Below are 17076 nucleotides of genomic sequence, written 5' to 3' on the forward strand. Positions count from 1 at the left end.
TCAGTGCGCTCTCCGTGTCATTGTTGGCCTGGTGTAAGTGACCAGTCAAATTCAACGCTTGGCCAGAGGCTTAACTTGATTGGAGCGACATGCGTCTTTAGGAAAGGCTTTGTTCCAGCCGAATGTTCAGATGTGCTCCCACCAAATCTTTCGAACCTCCTTTTGCGCGTAAAATCGTGTTCTTTTACCGCGCTATATTCCCGCACCCCTCCCCGCTGCATGAAGACAAGTCTCCCAAACCCGTCCGGCGAGCCGCGCAAGAGACGAGGCAATCGGACAACGCGCATACCGGAAATCGTCGATTGCGCGATTCGCGTCTTTGCTGTCCACGGTGACTCCGGCTTTACACAGCGGCGCATCGCCTCCGAAGTCGGCATTCAGCTAAGCACGTTGCAGCACTACTTCGATACGCGTGACACGTTGCTAAGAGCTGCTATTGAAGAAAGTTCGCGGCGATACCTTCACCATTCGCAAACGCTCATCAGAGACCCGCACAAGTCTGCGGAAGAGCGGCTGGCCGCCTTTGTGGACGACTCCTTCGACACGTTTTCGGATGCATCGACGCTGGTGACTCCGTTCGCGCTAGAGTACTGGTCGTTATCGGAACGTAACGAGTGGGTGCGTGAGTTGACGGAGCGGAACAGCGAACGCTACCACGCGCTGTTTTGCGAACTGGTCGGATGTTTGAACCCCGCGCTTTCGCTGGAAGACATTCGTCTGCGGGGCGCATTTCTCTATTCGCATTGGGAAGGTCTGCTGGTGTTCCTTAGACGGACGACGTTCGGTCGGACCGAGCCACTCGCGCTTAAAGAGCCCGTCAAGGCACGCTGGCTTGCGACGGCAAGAGATGGCTTGTGATCGTGCTTTGCTTAAGATTGGTTAATCCGGTCTTGGCGACACGACACTAGCGGTCGGGTCGCTCGCCGCTCCCCATTTTGCCCTCAGTATTTCCACTAGCCTCGTCTCGCTTGTTTATAGGTCACATGACCTATATTATGAGTCACGCGACCGATCGATGGCCGGTTGCGCCTCTGTCGCATGACGATGATGTGGATGCGAGCGGGCGCGTGGCCGTCGGCCATCGCTATCGGAATTTCCACTTAAAAGACATTGGAGATAAAGGGATGACTGAACAAAGGACCCACCAGTCCAAGAAGAAAGTGGCTGTCGTCACGGGAGCAGCGGGTGCAATGGGCTATGCCATTGCAAAGCGTCTGGATGCCGCGGGAATGACACTCGTCATGGCCGACAAGGACTCGCGCGTCATCGCCCTTGCGGAGGAACTGCGCGGACAGCAGCGCGAAACCAAAGGTTTTCAGCTCGATCTGGCAAATCGAGATCAAGTCGAGGCCTTCGTCGACACGGTCAACGCGCAATTCGGCGGTTGCGATGTCCTGGTCAATAACGCCGGCATCAATCTGGACAACGCCGACGGGTCGAAGATCTTTACCGAAGATATCGACAACCCGAGTTGGGACCTCATGCTCAACGTCAATCTTCGCGCGCCATTCGTGTTGTGTCGCGGCTTTATTCCTGGCATGAAAGTAAAACGGTGGGGCCGCATTGTCAATACCGCATCGCGTGCTGGACGCACCTATATTCCTGCGAGCAACGCGCACTACTCCGCGTCGAAAGCCGGGCTTATCGGGATGACACGGATGATCGCGGGCGAGTGCGGCAACTTCGGCATCACGGCCAATTGCATTGCGCCCGGACGAATCACCTCTCCGCTTGCCGACCGCCAATCTCCGGAAATCATCGCGCAATCCATGCGCGCCATTCCGCTCGAACGAGTGGGAACGCCGGAAGAAATTGCAGCGACGATAGCTTTTCTGTGCTCCGACGGTGCCGGATACATTACGGGCGCAACCATCGATGTAAATGGCGGCGCGTTCATGGGTTGATCCGATTCGGATTTTATTTCTCTTCTATAATTAGGAATACATATGAGTAACAAGAGACTTGAAGGAAAGATTGCGTTGAATGTCGGCGGCGCGCGCGGTATTGGCGCCGCGGAGTCGAAGCTGTTTGCGAGCGAAGGCGCATTCGTCTTTGTCGCCGACATTCTCGACGATCGAGGTGAAGAACTCGTCCGGCAAATCGTCGAGTCTGGTGGCGAGGCTCGGTATCTCCATCTCGATGCCCGACGCGAAAACGACTGGATAAGTGCGATCCGGACTATCGAAGAGTCGAAGCAGAAGCTAAACATCCTCGTGAATAACGTGGGAATCAACGACCGAAACTCCATCATGGGAACGTCGCTTGCCGACTGGAGCAATACGATGGAGAGCAACGCGACCACGATGTTTCTGGGCATCCGCTCGGTGGTCCCGCTGATGCGCAAGAGCGGAGGCGGTTCGATCATCAACATCGGCTCCACTTCAAGCGTGACCGGAACGCCCTATGCCGCCTACAGTTCCAGCAAATGGGCGATGAGAGGGTTGGGGAAGATCGCCGCGCGTGAGTTCGTGGCCGAAGGCATTCGCGTCAATACCGTCTGCCCGGGATTCATTCTCAATGAGTTCAATGAAGGGCAACCTTACGTCGAAGCGCTCAGGAAAAGTGTGCCGATGGGGCGAGCAGGCTCGTCCGATGAAGTCGCGCATCTCTCCCTCTATCTTGCATCGGACGAGGCGGCCTACGTTACCGGTCAAGACATCGTGATCGACGGTGCACTGAGCATGCCGACCTACGTACTCAGCACTTTCGCAGGCAAATAGCACAAGACCGTCAATCCGGATGCTCCGCGCAATTGTGCACGGGGCTTCCCTTGATTCCCAAAGATACGGTCGCTCCGGAGAGCACATGACCACCCCATACAACACAGTCGGCACCGCCCGCGACGAGACCGGAAACCCGTGGCGTCATGTCGTCGCAGGGTTTATCGCACTCGTATTCGGCGTGAATATCGTTCCTGTCATGTTCAATCTGCTCGGCGTGCCTTTTATCGCCGAATTCGGATGGACGCGACCGCAGATATCGAACGGGCTCGCGCTTTTCACTTTCTGCGACGGGCTGAGCATGCTGGCCGTCGGTGCGCTGGTCGACCGGCGCGGCATCAAATCCGTCGTGCCGATGGCGATGGCTTTCGGCGGCGGGCTGATTCTGCTGACGTTAATCCCCGGGCAAATCGAGTGGTTCTATGCCCTGTGCGCGGTGATCGGCCTGGGTGCGGGCGCCGTTGCACCGACCGTCTACTCGATCGTCATCACCGCCTGGTTCGATACCCGACGCGGCCTTGCGCTGGGTATCCTGAATGTCGGTCTCGGCTTGTGCGGCGCTTTGATGCCCTTTCTGCTCTCGACCATTCTCAGGACGGAAGGCTGGCGCGCGGCGATGATGATCGTCGGCGGTATCTCCATGCTCCTAGCGCTCGCGAATCTGCTGTTCGTCCTGTGCATGCCGCCTGCGTGGGAAAAGGACCGACGTGCGGCGCGAGGCCACGGGACCGTGGCCGGACCATCGCTCATCAGTCTTGCCCGATCGAAGCACCTGTGGCTCGTTTGCCTATCGATCTTTTTTGTGTCGGCGGCGACGTACGGCCTTCTTGCTCAGCTCGTGCTGGTGACGACCGATCGAGGCATCGCGATGTCGGTCTCCCTGGCCGCGCTGTCGACCATCAGCATGAGTTCGGTTGGTTCGCGAATCGTGGTGGGCGCATTGCTCGACCGGATTTTCGCGCCCCTGCTTGCGGGCGTCATCTTCGTTCTCACTGCTGCAGGCGTTCTTCTTCTGAACCATACCCATGGCGCGTCCGGCGTGTACCTCGCCGCGCTGCTCGTCGGCGTGGGCCTGGGCGCAGAGGGCGACATCGCCGCCTATATCCTGAGCCGATACGTGCCTCGCGCAAGCTATGGCCGCGCCTTCGGACTCGTCATGTTTCTCTTTGCGCAAGGCGGCGGCCTCGGTGTCTTCGTCCTCGGGAAATCATATGGATTGCTCGGCTCGTACACCGCGGCCTTGTATCTGATCGTTGCGCTAGTGCTGGTGGCCGCCGTCTGCATCTCCCTGCTCGGGCCGTACCTCTACTCGGTGTCACACACGGCTGACACGTCGCAAAGCAGTTGAACACATGTCCGCAACATCGCGTCTTGAACGGTTGACGCGTCGCTTAAACAATCGAATGTCAAGGAGACAAGAAAATGGGCAATGAAGCCGACGCAGCATATGCCGAGCGAGTTGCCGTCGTGACAGGCGCAGCAGGCGCAATGGGCTATGAAATCTCCAGACGGCGTTGTCAAGTTGGTGGGCCGGTCGCGTAAGATGGCGTGATGAAGAAACCGAAATCGCTCTATCACGGTCACCGTTTTCCAGCCGAGGTCATCAGTTGCGCCGTGCGCTGGTATTTCCGCTTCCAGTTGAGCTTGCGTGACATCGAGGAACTGCTCTTCGAGCGCGGGGTGACCGTGACATACGAGACGATTCGTTGCTGGTGCGACAAGTTCGGCAAGGGCTTTGCTCATGGGATGAAAGCGGTGCGACGCAAGCCAGGTAGCACGTGGCACCTCGACGAGATGTTCGTCACACTGCGTGGCGAACCGTACCTGCTGTGGCGTGCGGTCGACGAGCACGGCGCCGGACTCGACATCCTGCTACAAAAGCGGCGCGACAAGGCCGCAGCCAAACGGTTCTTTAGGCTCTGTCGCATTAAGACGATCTGCTATCGTAGCGCCCGGAAAATGAAAGACTTGATCGACGATGACAACGGACAAGGTGTTCAAACGGTTGCACTATCCGCTGGATGTGATGCTGACTTGTGTGCGCTGGTACGTGGCCTATCCGCTGAGCCTGCGTCATCTGGAAGAGATGATGGCCGAACGAGGCGTATCGGTCGATCATTCGACCGTGCATCGCTGGGCCATCAAACTCCTCCCGGCGCTGGAAAAGGCGTTTCAACGTCACAAACGCGGAGTCGGTAGAAGCTGGCGAATGGACGAAACCTACGTGAAGGTCAACGGGGAGTGGAAGTACTTGTATCGTGCCGTTGATAAAGCGGGCGATACAGTTGACTTTCTGTTGCGAGCCAGGCGCGACAAGGTTGCCGCGCGGCGTTACTTCGAGAAAGCCATTGATGAAAACGGTGTTCCGGAGACGGTGACGATCGACAAGAGCGGCGCCAATCTCGCGGGGCTACATGCGATTAACGCCGAACGCGAAACGTCAATTAAGATTCGTCAGGCCAAGTATCTGAACAACATCGTCGAGCAGGACCATCGAGCTATCAAGCGGCGCATTCGTCCAATGCTGGGATTCAAGAATTTTCGTTGCGCCCGCATCCTGTTGAGCGGCATCGAAGTCATGCACATGATTAAAAAAGGGCAGATGATGTGTCGCGACAGCACTGCGCGGACTGCAGCTGAGCAGTTCTATACATTGGTGGCATAAGCAGTACTCAAGATATCACCTCCGCTTGGCCCAACCTCCTTATTGCGACAAAACCCGTTGCCGCGCCAGCGTTTACCCTTGTGGAACACTCCGCTGACGAAGACGCGGTGTAACGCCGGCGCGTGCCGGGGGACCGGGTTCCGACTTTTTCTCGTTCTTCGCCGTTGGAAGCCCGACTTACAAAAAATCCGCGCAGCGTTCTTCCCCTCTAAGAGTTCGAACCTTTCCACAGTCGGCTCTTCTCTTTTCGCTGAAGCGGGCGAGAAGTCCATTACTTGACTCTGCTGAAACGTTGATACGTTGAAGATGATGCGAGCTAACTCGCGTCGCAATGAAACTTAAAGAGATCGCACATGGAAAACAACAAGAAGCAACCCGTCGATTCGATCAAGTCACTTATCGACCTCACTCAAGCATCGTTTGCAATCGCATGGAAAGCAGTCCTCCTTCTCGGGGGGCTGATCGTCGTCGCCTACTGTTATTTTGAGAGTATCGTGCCCGAAGGGCTTTCACTCAGTGATGCTTTCTTTCTCGCGTCAGCCGCCTTCTCACTCACTTGTATCGCGATAATCGGTGTTGGCTTCTGCGCCTTCGCAACGGTGTGGGCAATCAAGTTTCTCGTCATCGGCAACAACTTCAGGCTTAGGCACCGCGGCCACCCCCCAGCCCACTCGCTTCATTCTGCATTCGATAACGGATCGACGGTCTTCATGTCGTTCCTCGTGGCGCTTCCGCTTGCCTATCTGTTGATCTTCGTCCGGGACCAAGCACCCGACACCCGCATGCACGCGACACTGTTGTTTTTCACGGCGGTAGGCGCAATCGCAGCGATCCTTCTTCTCATTGTTCCCGTAACAACACGCAGGCGCAATGTACGCATTTCATTGAGTTTCTTTGCGATGACGGTATTTGCATCGCTGGTTGTAACCCAGCCTGCTATTCTCAATCTCGCAATGGTCAATCTCGGTGTGCGATCCGCGCCCGGTCAAGTCGTGCTCTTTTCAGACGCCGAGCACACGCAGTTGGCGGCGATCGCGAGTGCCAACGGCGTAAAGGTCCAATTCTGCAAATTGAGCGATACCGACAAATGGGGCACGCGTGACGCTCGCGCCGTGTGGCATGGCGTAGGCGGAAGTTCTTACGTTCGGCTCTTCGACGAAAACGACGCGTCGCGGAATGTTCTCGTACGGGCTAATCGCGCGGATGTAGAAGTCCTCCGAGCGGAACGAACCCGTTTCAATTGCCCGTCCGGATCCACGAGTGCACCGGTCAACAAATCTTCCTGAGTCGCCCCGACTGACCGGGATACCCGCGGCGCCAGTGGATAGCGAGGGACTTGTCATCGTTACAGGGCGCATGCCGCACAGGCGAGATGCCCTGACTGTGAGTGGTGCTTTGGCGGCTTCGCAAACTCAGCCAAGTCAAAAGCGCATCAAAAAGGCTGCTCTTTCCAACACTTCCAGCATTTGATCAGCAGATAATCTGTCAACGCCCTGGGAGATTTGATGCCCTTCACTGGCGTCAACGACCTCCCCGGCACGTATCACCCTTGGCGCAGTGCCCCCCATCTCCAGATGGCGGCCCACACCTCCCTAAACGCATGCAGGACCCGGCCTAGCTGGAGCTAGCCGGGGTTGTACTGGATTCGACAAGGCTTGGCAACCTGCTGACCTTTCCCTGAACAGAACACGTAACCTTTAGAAAACGACATGCGCCTCTTTCTCGCGATCATCATTCCCTGGCTACAGTTTTTTACGATCGGCCGCCCGATCGCCGGAGTGATCTGTCTTCTCCTGCAGTTCACACTGATTGGTTGGATCCCCGCAGCAATTTGGTCGGTCTTTGCGCTCAGCCAGTACAAGACGGATCGCAAGATCGAGCGCGCACTCGCGAGCCGCGCCTGATCGGTTCCATCGACCTCAGTAATGAACTATCGTTCACGCAGGTAAGGGCGCACGGGCGACTCGCGCGCCTACTATATCAACGAAGATTCCCTTCATTTCATTCGATCCAGTCGCCGATCACGATTTCGCCATCGACGTTATTGTCCGCCGCAACCTGCTGTGCGATGGCCATCAATTCTTCGCCGCTCAGAGAAGCGTGTTCTTGGGTCGTAAGTACCACGTCGACTCCATTCGATGCCGCGTCCGATAGCGCGTAAGCTGCGCGATACGTCATTTGATGTCCTCCGTTCTGTCACTGCGCGGCATCGACCGGCCGCTTAACCACCCTCGTCCGCGAGAAGGGATGCCTGAGCGAGATCGGCCTTGGGCGTTGCCATTTTCTTGGTTGTACGCGGCGGCAATGGAAACGGCTCAGCGTGCATTGCGTCCGCCGGATATAGCTGCAGGAACGATCGCGCCTCATCTGTGCTCTTACAAGAGAGCCAATTTTCGTACTCGGTCGGCTCAATGATCACGACCGAGCGTTTCTCCGCCCCAGGCCGGTGGAACCGCTTCATCAACGGATGGTCATCTGCGTTGACGGTCAACATTGTCATACTCAAGCTGGTCGAGCCGTCAGCCGGGTCTTTCCATGCACGCCAGAGCCCCGCGATCGCGAGCGGCGATTCGTCCGCCATTCCGATCCGCCAACGAACAGCCTTGCCGGTTTCATAATTCGGCTCGTAGAACCGCAGGCACGGGATCAGAGCAAGCTGCAGTTTGTTCCACGCGGAGCGGAAGCTCGTCTTCTGCCCGACCGACTCAGCTCGCGCGTTCATCGTGTCGAACGCCTTCACGCCTTGCGGGATGAATCTGCGCGGGACAATCCCGAAGCTGGCCGCGTCAGTCGAATTGTCACGGTCAATGCGGCGGAAGATCGGGGCAGCGTAATCTTTGTAGATCTCCGGCTTGTAATCAAAATTCGGCACAGGGAAGAGGCTGAAGACGTCGAAACGGTCCTTCGGATTAGACTCGTAACTTGTGCACACTTTTTCGCTCCTCGGCCAAACTTACAAACTGCGGAAAGATAGTGAGCGCCGCCGTCCGAGTCTGACCGGCGACCTCCGTCATGGCACCTATTTTGCACGAATTGCTCATTTGGCCTTGCCGCTGAGCAGGACGCTGCCTCCTAAACGAGGCGCGAACGTGGCCGGCCTAGAAACCTACCGCAAGGGGATCTTATGGCTGCCCGCTCGATTGCGTCGCTGACGCTCAGTTTTGGCCTTGTATCCGTACCCGTTAAGGTCTATACCGCGACCGAAAGCAAGACAGGGGTCGGCTTCAACCTAATGCACAAGGATTGCGGCACCCGGCTTAAACAGCAATACGTCTGCCCCCACGATGGCAAAGTCGTCGAGCGCGCCGACATGGTCAAGGGCTATGAATTCGAGAAAGAGCGGTACGTGATTTTTGAGAAGTCGGAGCTTGACGCACTTGAGGCCAGCGCGAGCCACACCATCGATATCGTGTCCTTCATGCCCACCGAGGCAATCGACCCCATCTATCTTGACAAACCCTACTATCTCGCCCCCGACAAACGCGGCGGCAAACCGTATCGCCTTCTACAAGAGGCGATGAAAGATAGCGGCACCTGCGCTTTAGCCCGTTGGACGTGGAAGGGGAAGCAGCATATGGTGCAGATTCGCGCCGGCAGCGACGGTTTGATTCTTCAGACCTTGCTTTATGCCGATGAGGTTCGCTCCCAGGCCGATATCGGCATCGACCAACCGGAAATCCAGCCGACGGAGCTGCAGCTTGCCGAGCAGTTGATTGAGCAGTATCGCGTCGACAGCTACGACGCGGCAGCGTACAAGGATGAGGAGAAGGAACGAATCCTTGCGGAGATCGATAAAAAGATTGCGGGCAACAAAATCACCGCCGTGCCAGCCGTCGAGCAGCCCGGCGCGCAGGTCATCGACCTTGTAGAAGCTTTGCGGGCCAGCTTGAAGAAAAAAGCAACCGCGGTACAGCCGGCAGCGGCACCGCGCGCTGTACGAAAGACAGCCCGAGCGGCCGAACCGGAGCCGGAAGTGGCAAACCAAACCGCGGCCACGAAGCGCCGCTCGGTTCGCCGCGCGTCCAACGAAGTTCAACCCGCACCTGCACGCAAGACCGGCACGAAGAGGTGACATGCCCCACAATGGCTACCGCCTTCGCGACGTTCAGCGCATGCTGGGCGTTTCTCGAAGCGTCGTAGAGAAGCTTGTTGCGGCCGGCTTTGTTTCGCCAGACGGCGAGCGGCGAGACTGGCGCTTTACGTTCCAGGACATCGTCTTGCTTAGGACCGCACAGGCATTGCGCGCGGCTGGCGTGTCTTCTTCGAAGATCGTTCGCGCGCTTGATCATCTGCGCAAGAGTTGGGGCCACCAGGGAGCGCTTACCGGTGTGCGAATTGCGGCCGTCGGCGACCGTGTCGCCGTGCGGGACGATGCGAGCCGCCAGTGGGATGCCGAGACCGGTCAATTGCTTCTAGATTTCGACGGCCTGCCCGCCACGTCAAACATCGCTTCGCTGCAGGCGCCGTTGGCAAACAGAATGCGGGAAGCGGCAAGCGAGCTCTTCCATCGCGCCCAAGCGCTCGAAGATGAGGACATTGACGCTGCCGAATCTGCCTACCGGGAAGCACTTGCGCGGGCCCCCGACTATACAGACGCATCACTGAATCTTGGCGGCATCCTCGTCGACACAGAGCGGTACGACGACGCCATAGCGGTCTATCGCGACGCGCTTCGCCACCGACCGACCGATCCCGTATTGCACTTCAACATCGGAGTTGGGTTGGAAGATTCTGGCCGCTTACGGGAAGCATTACAGTCCTACGATCTTTGCATCAAATACGCGTCAGACTTCGCGGATGCCCACTTTAACGCCGCGCGCATCTATGAGGAGCTTGGCGAGGCGAGGAAGGCGATCCGCCACTTCAATGCTTACCGCAAATCGCAGAACGGGGCGTAAAAGCGATCGGGACATGTGTTGTTGCATGCCAACCGGGACAAGAACGAGACGCGAAAAGGCAGACCAAACAAACCCGGCTGGAAGCCCACCCCTTAAGCATTTACGAAGTGTGTACTTGAGCTTTCTTAACAGCGTCAAAGCCGTCCGTAGCATCGAACAGCGATACCGATATTTCTTTGACGAGCCTCGCTTGGCACTCAGGCGTAAGGTGCTCGCGACGGCCAAACTGTTCGACGGCTGCCCGCAGGCTTTCCGCGGCCGTCCCGCCGTCTATGGAGTCGATCTTGCCAGCGTGAAAAACCGTGGCGATACCATGACTGCGCAGAATCCGGGCAAAGTCGCCCAACTGTGAAGGAAGGTGCGGCGCAGACTGCTTGCTCGCAAGCTCTCTCTCCAGACGCTCGATTTTCTCGGCCATAGCCTGAACCGCAACTGATTCAGCTTGTGTGCTCACGTTTTTTTGTTTCCTTTGGGTTGGATCGCAAGCGAATCGCACGTGCCGCTGCTCGAATCCGTTTTGCCGCGCCATGCGGGGTATCGCACACCGCAGTCCAGTCATGGTGCCACCACTGGATGACTTCGGCCGCTTCATTCAACGAACGCGCAGCGACCACCTCGCGAACTTCGTCCGCGACTTCATTCCACCATGCCGAACTTTCACCCTCGCTCGCGCGCGGATCGACAGCGTGGCGGTAGATTGTCTTTGCGGCTTCAAGTGCGATCGCCATTGTTATCCTATGTCAAACGAGCCGTCCGATCCAACCGACCGGAACGAGCCAGACCACGAGCGCCGCGATAAGCGCGATGAAGAGAACCCATAAGCCAAGTCGCAACGCAAGGTTCCTTTTCGATCGGCGCTCAGTCATTGACTATCCTAAGAAGTGTCTTCCGAAATTTATTACTTACCTCATGCATCGTTGCGTGCGGACATCACAATCTTCACGTTGTGCGTCATAGTTACCTCGGCTTCGGTGGCGTTGGTTACGCGTTCTGATATGCGATGCAAACCTCTCGCGGCAAACTCGTCACCGCTATGAGAAATTCGACAGCCGATTCATCCGACACGCGGCCTTCACCCGAAGGCGAAACTGTCAGTAGATGCGCATAGGCAAGCCAGTCCGACTCGGCTTGCGCGTCGAGCTTCCCACCATGCCCCAAGAAATTGTGGTATCGGAGATTTGCTGCTTGAAGCTGATCGAGCTGAGTGTCGGACAGGCTTCCGCTGTTGACGGTTCTTCGTTTTCCCACGGTAGCTTAAACATCATGCGGCTTTTCTAAATCTTGTACGGCACGCGGACACCCGGCTCGTCCGCTGGAAAGTCCTTTGTATTTCGCGAAACGAGCAGCAGCGAGTGAACCTGTGCCGACGCCCACACGATCGCATCGGGAAGACGAATCTTTTTAGCCCGGCGAATGTCGACGGCGCGATTGGTGACGGCACTGTCTACCGCGATGACATCAAATGAATCGAGCCATGCGCGGATCGCGGCGTCTTCTTCTGCGGATGCCCCGACCAGCACCTCCATCCAGGTGATCGCGCTGATCGCGCGATACTCATAGCGGGCGATTTCTTTCTTGGCTGCGCTGACCCCGTTGAGATAGTCAATGAGGATATTCGTATCGAAGAGCGCCTTCACCATTCGGAACGAAGCTCCTGCTGGTACGCAAGGCCATCCGTCTTCCGGCTCTTCCACAGACCGAATACTTCGGTTCCGAGCGCGCGCTTGCGCTGTGAGATATACGCCTCAATGGCATCGCGGATGACGGCTGCGCGTGGCCGCTGTTCTGCCTCCACAATCACCGCGAGGTCGTCAACCTGCGACTCCGGCAGATCAACCAGGATACGACTCATAACCACCTCCGTTGCATGATATATACATCGTATATCAATCGAAGATCTTTCGCAAGCGGTGTGTCCGGTTTATCGGCAGAGAAGCGACGGTTATTTAGTCACGCGTTGCGCATCCGACGCCGCGTCCCCCTTCGGTTTCGTAGCTCAGACGGCGGCCGTGACCGGAGCCGTCGGCGTCGCGCGGCGGCGGATAAATTCGGCCGACCCGCTTCAACTGGCTGTTAACGGTTAAAGCACGGCCCGGTATGATCGTATGCCCCGAAATGTCGCGGTGCACTGTCAGTCGTGCCCAACCGCCCGTCGCATGGCAGCCGTGATACCTTGGCGCGTTCTGAAAAAACCGTCCCAAGGATCCGCCGACAGAGTTTGGACGCGTTGCGCAGCATTCTGGATGGTCCACTGGTCTGCCGCCCTGACACTCTCGAGCTCTTCCCAGGCGATCGGCATTGATACGCCAAGCCCGGGTCGGGCGCGCGCCGAGTACGCCGCCGCCGTGCTGGCGCCCTTCCCGTTGCGAAGATAGTCAATGAAGATCTTTCCGACTCGATTTTTTGGGCCGAGGACAGCAGAGAATCGCTCGGGCATGAGGCGCGCCATGTAGCGCGCGACGGCGCGCGAAAAGGCTTTGACTTCGTTCCATTGCTGTCGGCGGGTCAGCGGCACGACGATATGAAAGCCCTTGCCACCGCTTGTCTTGATAAAGCTTTTGAGTCCGATCTCATCGAGCAGCACCTTGGACAGCTTCGCGGCGTCGACCATCATCTGCCACGGCAGCGCCGGGTGAGGGTCCAGATCAAGGATGAAACGATCAGGATGATCGAGGTCTGGCTGAACAGCGTTCCAACTATGCGATGACGTTCATCTGAGCGAGGCCGATCAGTGCTTCATGTTGGTCCACAACAAGCAACGGTGAATGTGTCGCGTGATGCCGGGGATCTTGGAACGCTCCTCGTGCTTCTGGAAGAACATTTCGGATTTGATGCCTTCGGGCGCGCGCACGAGCGATATCGGTCTGTCCTTGAGGTAGGGCAAGGCAAACTCGGCGATCGTATCGTAGTAGCGAACGAGATCGATTTTGGTGACGCGCGTCACGTCGTCAATGACGCGCTCGGCATTCGACACTTTCACGCCGGCGACGATGAGATTCCCGCTGCGGCCGGGAGTGCTGCGGCTCGCGCCTTTGCGTAGGCTCTGGCTTTTCGGCTTCTCTATGTCGACTACCGTCTCTTCGGTCACGGTATTGGCGGACTTGTCATCTCGCATGCCATGAAAAACCGGGTGACGAACCTCACCCGCAGGCGTCCATTCAAGGAACGATGCTTCCACAACGAGCTCGGGCTCGATCCATACGAAGTCGCGATCCTTCTCGCGCTGCGGCGGGTTATAGAATGGCGGATCTTGCCGAACCAGCACGCGCGCTCTCTCTTCGAGCTCGGCTAGTGGGCGCGGTTTCAACTCTGCCTTCACGGTCCCGGCGAAACGCAAGCTACCGTCTCGCTCGTGCACTCCGACCATAAGCGACCGTATGCCAGCTTTAGCACCGGCGAGACGCGTATAGCCGCCCACGACGAATTCCTGCCTGCTCAGGCATTTGAGCTTGATCCAAGCCGTCGAGCGACCGGAGCGATAAGGCGCATCGGCGCGCTTGCCGATAATCCCCTCGAGCCGCATTTGGCACGCCGATGCGAGCAAGGATTGCGGATCCTCATTGAACGACTCGCTGAAGCGGACGCGCTCGCTCGGGGTCCGGGCGATCAGTTCGCCCAGCAATTGCCTGCGCTGCGCGAGTGGTAATGCCCGTAGGTCGCGCCCGTTCAGAAACGGAATGTCGAAAGCGAAGAATGTAAGTTGTGCCGTGCTGCGGCGGTCGAACGCATTTTGAAGCGCGTTGAAGTCTGGAACGCCGCTTTCGGTGAGTACGACGACTTCGCCGTCAAGCCATGCATTATCGACTGGTATCGCCTCGATCGCGTTCGCAAGCGCGGGCATCTTGTTCGTCCAATCGTGCCCGCCTCGCGTAATAAGCTTTACGCGCCCGCTATCGAGCCTGCACATCAGACGATAGCCATCAAACTTGATCTCATAGGACCATTCGCCATTCGTAGGCGGACGCTTGCGAGCGTCGCGAGTTGCGGGGCGATCGACTCGGGAAGTACGGCACTCGATGGTGCACGGGAGGGCACGGATAGTTTCGCCATTCGTTGGGCGAGATCGTCTCAGAACCCTACGCCTACGCCGACACCACCTCCGCCTCCGAACCTGCCGCCTCCTACGCCCACGCCGATGCTGGGACCGGGCGCATAGTAGCCGGGGCCGTATGCAGGATCCTCGTAACCATAAGGGGGCGCGGATACGCATCCGGAGGACGCCGCCACAAGCGTCACACTGAAAAAAAGTCTGAGCATGATCTTCTCCCGTGTTGCACGTTCCAGCAAAAACTAATCCCAGATTGGAAACTGGAGTGAGCTGTCGGAAGCGCTTTCGGTCCTCTCACACACCGTTGGTGGCGCGATACTATGGCCGAGACGGTAAGTCAAAACCCGCCGGTGCATGCTCGGTTAGAAGTTTTCATCGAGCCAGGCTTTGGCCCACCCGATCGCACGCAGATGTGCGGCGCTCGCAGTGTCAAAATAGCCGATGTCGGAAAAATTAAAAATTTGCCCATCCGCCTGATCCTCAGACGGCTGCCGCTCAACCGAGCACCGCGAATGCCAATAGTGGCCAGTCTGCTCCGGCCGGGATTCGATGGTCCATTCTTGATACTCAACTTTCATATGATGCTCAGAGACAGCCATGGTTTCGATTTTTAACGAGAGGACGCGAGACGGCGAAATCGCTCGCGCGTTAAATCTTGCGCTTCATGCTTTTAGCGTCCACTCCCGCGCCGAGGTGACGATGGAAGGTGAACGTATCGTGCTGGATTTTACGCGGGAGACTGCTGCCCTGATGCACGCCCTCCGATTGCTTGGCGTGCAGCCCGGTGAGATTCTGCCAGCGCCCAACTTCGACGAATTCGATCTCGGAAAGAAAAACGTCCCGGGGTTTTAGCCCGGGACGTGTTCGAAAGTAGATGGGCGGTTGCTACGCCGCTTCTGCAAAGAGATTGAGTTGCCTCGCGTCATAGCCTAGCAACTGGTCGTGGACCGTATCGCTGATCGCATGAGCAACAAGATGCGCGTCGAGGTCGGCGGGCGTCATGTTCAGACGCTGCGCGAGCCGCGAGAAGTACTGCCCGCGCTTTGCCATCTCCTGATACCGCTGGGCCATGCCAGTCGGCAACTTCACGATGCCCTCGTTCAGCCAAAAATGCGCTGAGTCGATTGCGTCGCGATGCTGCGTGTCCAGCATGCACGCGGTGTCGTAGGTGCAGGTGACGAACAAGCATGCTGCTTGCGCATCGACGTCGAACTGCGAAGTCTCCTCGAAATACACCGTCTGCTCGCCGCCGGTCGTCCGCGCATATCGCCCAGGGCGACCTGGATGCCGGTACGGGTTCCACTGTTCGGCGTCGAAAGAGCGCAATCCAGTTGCAGGCGCGTCCTTGTCGTACTGCCCGACTGGATACCAGCCGTGCAACACGATATCAGCCTTAGGCAGCGCTTCTAGCTTCGAGACCGGATAACGACGCCCCAGCACATTGACGTCGTGCCAGACAGCGAGCGCGGGAAACGCATGCGGCGCGTAGTGATGCATCGACAGAAAGAAGTCGATGGCCACCAGTTGCTGCGGCGTCACGAACTCAAACTGCGGCTCGCACAGCATCCGATTTTCTTCAGTGTCAGGAATCAACCCGGTCGCCAGTGCACCGGAGTGCGCTTCGGCACGATCACGCTCGACCGCGTCGATACTGCAGAGCTTCTTCAGCAAATCGACTCGCGTTAGATAGCTGTAAGTGTCGGCCTGGATGCGCGTGTACCCTGCATTGCTCAACGAGCGCCCCACCAACTCCCGGCGCGACATATCCCACTGGATCGCAAGTAGATAGTTGCGGAAGTCGTTGAGCGGTCGAAGATGCCCGTACTGCTCATCCTCGATCATGGCCTCAAGCGACTTGTCGCGGTCGCCAGAGACAAGACAAATCGCGCACCCAAAACGACTCCCACAGGAAGCCCTGGCACCCGAGTCGCCTACCACCACGCCGCACGTTCCTCCGTTCCCCGCCCGGTAAATGTCGGACAGACGATGAATCGTGCGAGGCATCAATGGCGATCGAAAAGTCAGGTCCTGCCCGTCGGCCAATAGCGCGAGCATGGTCCACACATCATCTGAAGTCCAATCGCTCAGCGGTGAAAGTGTGAGCGCCCCGGTTCGGCTTCTGACCGCATCTTCAGCGCTGTCTCGCCGTTCTGCCATCGCGACCGCACGCGAAGTACTTTCGTCAAAGCCAATCACATCTACGGCTGCCCGTCAAAGTGTTACAGCCATGCCGCATTGACGAATTCACACAGTAACACTCTCGACGTGTCTTGCCTCGCAATCTTTCCGGGTTTCAGCTACCAGCTTCGGGAAGGTGTTACCGTTCCATTCGACGGTGCAACGCCCCGTGAACGGGCTGGGACCGATGGCCCATTGCCCCATTCAGATGAGCGGCATTCAGCGTCGGCTTTTGATGGCATTTGAGACACTGGATGCATGATCGAGATCTCGATCGATACTTTCCTGCGATGAACTATCCGATATGACTAGACCGCGGGTTGTGCTGCGGGGAAACGCCAGCTCCCGTCCGAAGATGGCTGCACGCGGGAGGTAAAGCCGGAGCATGCGTCAGGAAGCGCGCTTCCGAGCGCGCGTTGCTGTCACATTCTTTGCGCTGGTGGCCATGAGGAAGCCGGCCCGCCACAAAGTGCGCCTGTAGCCGCACGCTCGCGTTCGACGCTCAGTTACGCGAAACGTCCCGCCCTCGTTGAATGCACCCCGTTCCCCGTTTCGATTGTCCGATAA

Annotated in this window: 18 protein-coding genes and 2 pseudogenes; 11 read left to right on the plus strand and 9 right to left on the minus strand. The window is 57.7% G+C overall.

Annotated elements, in window-relative coordinates; genetic code table 11:
- Positions 1–219 precede the first annotated feature (219 nt).
- The 8 genes and pseudogenes from LDZ28_RS31260 (at position 220) to LDZ28_RS31295 (ending at position 7289) form a co-directional block, all read left to right on the plus strand.
- Positions 220–858: a TetR/AcrR family transcriptional regulator gene (locus LDZ28_RS31260; protein ID WP_244832296.1), complete on the plus strand. Its 639-nt coding sequence runs from the start codon at positions 220–222 to the stop codon at positions 856–858.
- A gap of 125 nt (positions 859–983) precedes the next feature.
- A complete protein-coding gene (locus tag LDZ28_RS31265) occupies positions 984–1904 on the plus strand; it encodes an SDR family NAD(P)-dependent oxidoreductase (RefSeq protein ID WP_244832298.1) in 921 nt (306 codons plus the stop codon).
- 75 nt (positions 1905–1979) lie between these two features.
- Positions 1980–2720 carry an SDR family NAD(P)-dependent oxidoreductase gene (locus tag LDZ28_RS31270; RefSeq protein WP_244832299.1) on the plus strand — a complete coding sequence of 247 codons (741 nt, stop codon included), beginning with the start codon at positions 1980–1982 and terminating at the stop codon, positions 2718–2720.
- 85 nt (positions 2721–2805) lie between these two features.
- The gene (locus LDZ28_RS31275) at positions 2806–4068 is read left to right on the plus strand and encodes an MFS transporter (protein ID WP_244832300.1); all 1263 of its coding nucleotides are present in this window, start codon (positions 2806–2808) and stop codon (positions 4066–4068) included.
- Between the two features lie 203 nt (positions 4069–4271).
- Positions 4272–4637, plus strand: a pseudogene (locus tag LDZ28_RS31280) (IS6 family transposase); the annotation flags it as partial.
- 61 nt (positions 4638–4698) lie between these two features.
- A complete protein-coding gene (locus tag LDZ28_RS31285) occupies positions 4699–5385 on the plus strand; it encodes an IS6 family transposase (protein WP_244832268.1) in 687 nt (228 codons plus the stop codon).
- Positions 5386–5738: 353 nt separating this feature from the next.
- Positions 5739–6671: a hypothetical protein gene (locus tag LDZ28_RS31290; protein ID WP_244832302.1), complete on the plus strand. Its 933-nt coding sequence runs from the start codon at positions 5739–5741 to the stop codon at positions 6669–6671.
- Between the two features lie 423 nt (positions 6672–7094).
- Positions 7095–7289, plus strand: coding sequence for a YqaE/Pmp3 family membrane protein (locus LDZ28_RS31295; RefSeq protein ID WP_244832304.1), 195 nt, complete (start codon positions 7095–7097; stop codon positions 7287–7289).
- Positions 7290–7386: 97 nt separating this feature from the next.
- Here LDZ28_RS31295 and LDZ28_RS31300 read toward each other — a convergent pair whose 3' ends face one another.
- Complete coding sequence (locus LDZ28_RS31300; RefSeq protein WP_244832305.1) at positions 7387–7563, minus strand: hypothetical protein; 177 nt, start codon at positions 7561–7563, stop codon at positions 7387–7389.
- Between the two features lie 43 nt (positions 7564–7606).
- Positions 7607–8317, minus strand: coding sequence for an SOS response-associated peptidase (locus tag LDZ28_RS31305; RefSeq protein ID WP_244832306.1), 711 nt, complete (start codon positions 8315–8317; stop codon positions 7607–7609).
- Positions 8318–8509: 192 nt separating this feature from the next.
- Between LDZ28_RS31305 and LDZ28_RS31310 the strand changes: the two genes are divergently transcribed.
- Both LDZ28_RS31310 and LDZ28_RS31315 read left to right on the plus strand, forming a co-directional pair.
- The gene (locus tag LDZ28_RS31310; RefSeq protein ID WP_244832107.1) at positions 8510–9457 is read left to right on the plus strand and encodes a Ku protein; all 948 of its coding nucleotides are present in this window, start codon (positions 8510–8512) and stop codon (positions 9455–9457) included.
- A gap of 1 nt (position 9458) precedes the next feature.
- Positions 9459–10283: a tetratricopeptide repeat protein gene (locus LDZ28_RS31315; protein WP_244832108.1), complete on the plus strand. Its 825-nt coding sequence runs from the start codon at positions 9459–9461 to the stop codon at positions 10281–10283.
- Positions 10284–10383: 100 nt separating this feature from the next.
- On the opposite strand, the gene LDZ28_RS31320 is transcribed toward LDZ28_RS31315, so the two are convergent.
- The 6 genes and pseudogenes from LDZ28_RS31320 to LDZ28_RS31355 form a co-directional block, all read right to left on the minus strand.
- Positions 10384–10737 (minus strand): hypothetical protein, encoded by a 354-nt coding sequence (locus tag LDZ28_RS31320; RefSeq protein WP_244832109.1) that lies wholly within the window; start codon positions 10735–10737, stop codon positions 10384–10386.
- Positions 10721–11011, minus strand: coding sequence for a hypothetical protein (locus LDZ28_RS31325; protein WP_244832110.1), 291 nt, complete (start codon positions 11009–11011; stop codon positions 10721–10723). The genes LDZ28_RS31320 and LDZ28_RS31325 overlap by 17 nt, the downstream gene beginning before the upstream one ends.
- Before the next feature lie 546 nt (positions 11012–11557).
- The gene (locus LDZ28_RS31330) at positions 11558–11923 is read right to left on the minus strand and encodes a type II toxin-antitoxin system VapC family toxin (RefSeq protein WP_244832111.1); all 366 of its coding nucleotides are present in this window, start codon (positions 11921–11923) and stop codon (positions 11558–11560) included.
- Complete coding sequence (locus tag LDZ28_RS31335) at positions 11917–12135, minus strand: ribbon-helix-helix protein, CopG family (RefSeq protein WP_214884913.1); 219 nt, start codon at positions 12133–12135, stop codon at positions 11917–11919. The genes LDZ28_RS31330 and LDZ28_RS31335 overlap by 7 nt, the downstream gene beginning before the upstream one ends.
- A gap of 279 nt (positions 12136–12414) precedes the next feature.
- A pseudogene (ligD, locus tag LDZ28_RS32955) lies at positions 12415–14493 on the minus strand (DNA ligase D).
- A 200-nt stretch (positions 14494–14693) separates the two neighbouring features.
- Positions 14694–14909: a hypothetical protein gene (locus tag LDZ28_RS31355; RefSeq protein WP_244832113.1), complete on the minus strand. Its 216-nt coding sequence runs from the start codon at positions 14907–14909 to the stop codon at positions 14694–14696.
- Between the two features lie 19 nt (positions 14910–14928).
- Between LDZ28_RS31355 and LDZ28_RS31360 the strand changes: the two genes are divergently transcribed.
- A complete protein-coding gene (locus tag LDZ28_RS31360; RefSeq protein WP_244832114.1) occupies positions 14929–15183 on the plus strand; it encodes a hypothetical protein in 255 nt (84 codons plus the stop codon).
- Between the two features lie 33 nt (positions 15184–15216).
- On the opposite strand, the gene LDZ28_RS31365 is transcribed toward LDZ28_RS31360, so the two are convergent.
- Positions 15217–16527 carry a hypothetical protein gene (locus tag LDZ28_RS31365; RefSeq protein WP_244832115.1) on the minus strand — a complete coding sequence of 437 codons (1311 nt, stop codon included), beginning with the start codon at positions 16525–16527 and terminating at the stop codon, positions 15217–15219.
- Positions 16528–17076: the final 549 nt, after the last annotated feature.

The organism is Caballeronia sp. TF1N1 (assembly GCF_022878925.1).
Classification (GTDB): domain Bacteria; phylum Pseudomonadota; class Gammaproteobacteria; order Burkholderiales; family Burkholderiaceae; genus Caballeronia.

Bases quoted from the DNA above. Each gene is read 5' to 3' on its own strand.
- LDZ28_RS31295 (WP_244832304.1), top strand. From the start codon at position 7,095: ATGCGCCTCTTTCTCGCGATCATCATTCCCTGGCTACAGTTTTTTACG.
- LDZ28_RS31325 (WP_244832110.1), bottom strand. From the start codon at position 11,011: ATGGCGATCGCACTTGAAGCCGCAAAGACAATCTACCGCCACGCTGTC.
- LDZ28_RS31330 (WP_244832111.1), bottom strand. From the start codon at position 11,923: ATGGTGAAGGCGCTCTTCGATACGAATATCCTCATTGACTATCTCAAC.
- LDZ28_RS31265 (WP_244832298.1), top strand. From the start codon at position 984: ATGACCTATATTATGAGTCACGCGACCGATCGATGGCCGGTTGCGCCT.
- LDZ28_RS31315 (WP_244832108.1), top strand. From the start codon at position 9,459: ATGCCCCACAATGGCTACCGCCTTCGCGACGTTCAGCGCATGCTGGGC.
- LDZ28_RS31300 (WP_244832305.1), bottom strand. From the start codon at position 7,563: ATGACGTATCGCGCAGCTTACGCGCTATCGGACGCGGCATCGAATGGA.
- LDZ28_RS31285 (WP_244832268.1), top strand. From the start codon at position 4,699: ATGACAACGGACAAGGTGTTCAAACGGTTGCACTATCCGCTGGATGTG.
- LDZ28_RS31260 (WP_244832296.1), top strand. From the start codon at position 220: ATGAAGACAAGTCTCCCAAACCCGTCCGGCGAGCCGCGCAAGAGACGA.
- LDZ28_RS31360 (WP_244832114.1), top strand. From the start codon at position 14,929: ATGGTTTCGATTTTTAACGAGAGGACGCGAGACGGCGAAATCGCTCGC.
- LDZ28_RS31275 (WP_244832300.1), top strand. From the start codon at position 2,806: ATGACCACCCCATACAACACAGTCGGCACCGCCCGCGACGAGACCGGA.
- LDZ28_RS31290 (WP_244832302.1), top strand. From the start codon at position 5,739: ATGGAAAACAACAAGAAGCAACCCGTCGATTCGATCAAGTCACTTATC.
- LDZ28_RS31335 (WP_214884913.1), bottom strand. From the start codon at position 12,135: ATGAGTCGTATCCTGGTTGATCTGCCGGAGTCGCAGGTTGACGACCTC.
- LDZ28_RS31355 (WP_244832113.1), bottom strand. From the start codon at position 14,909: ATGAAAGTTGAGTATCAAGAATGGACCATCGAATCCCGGCCGGAGCAG.
- LDZ28_RS31310 (WP_244832107.1), top strand. From the start codon at position 8,510: ATGGCTGCCCGCTCGATTGCGTCGCTGACGCTCAGTTTTGGCCTTGTA.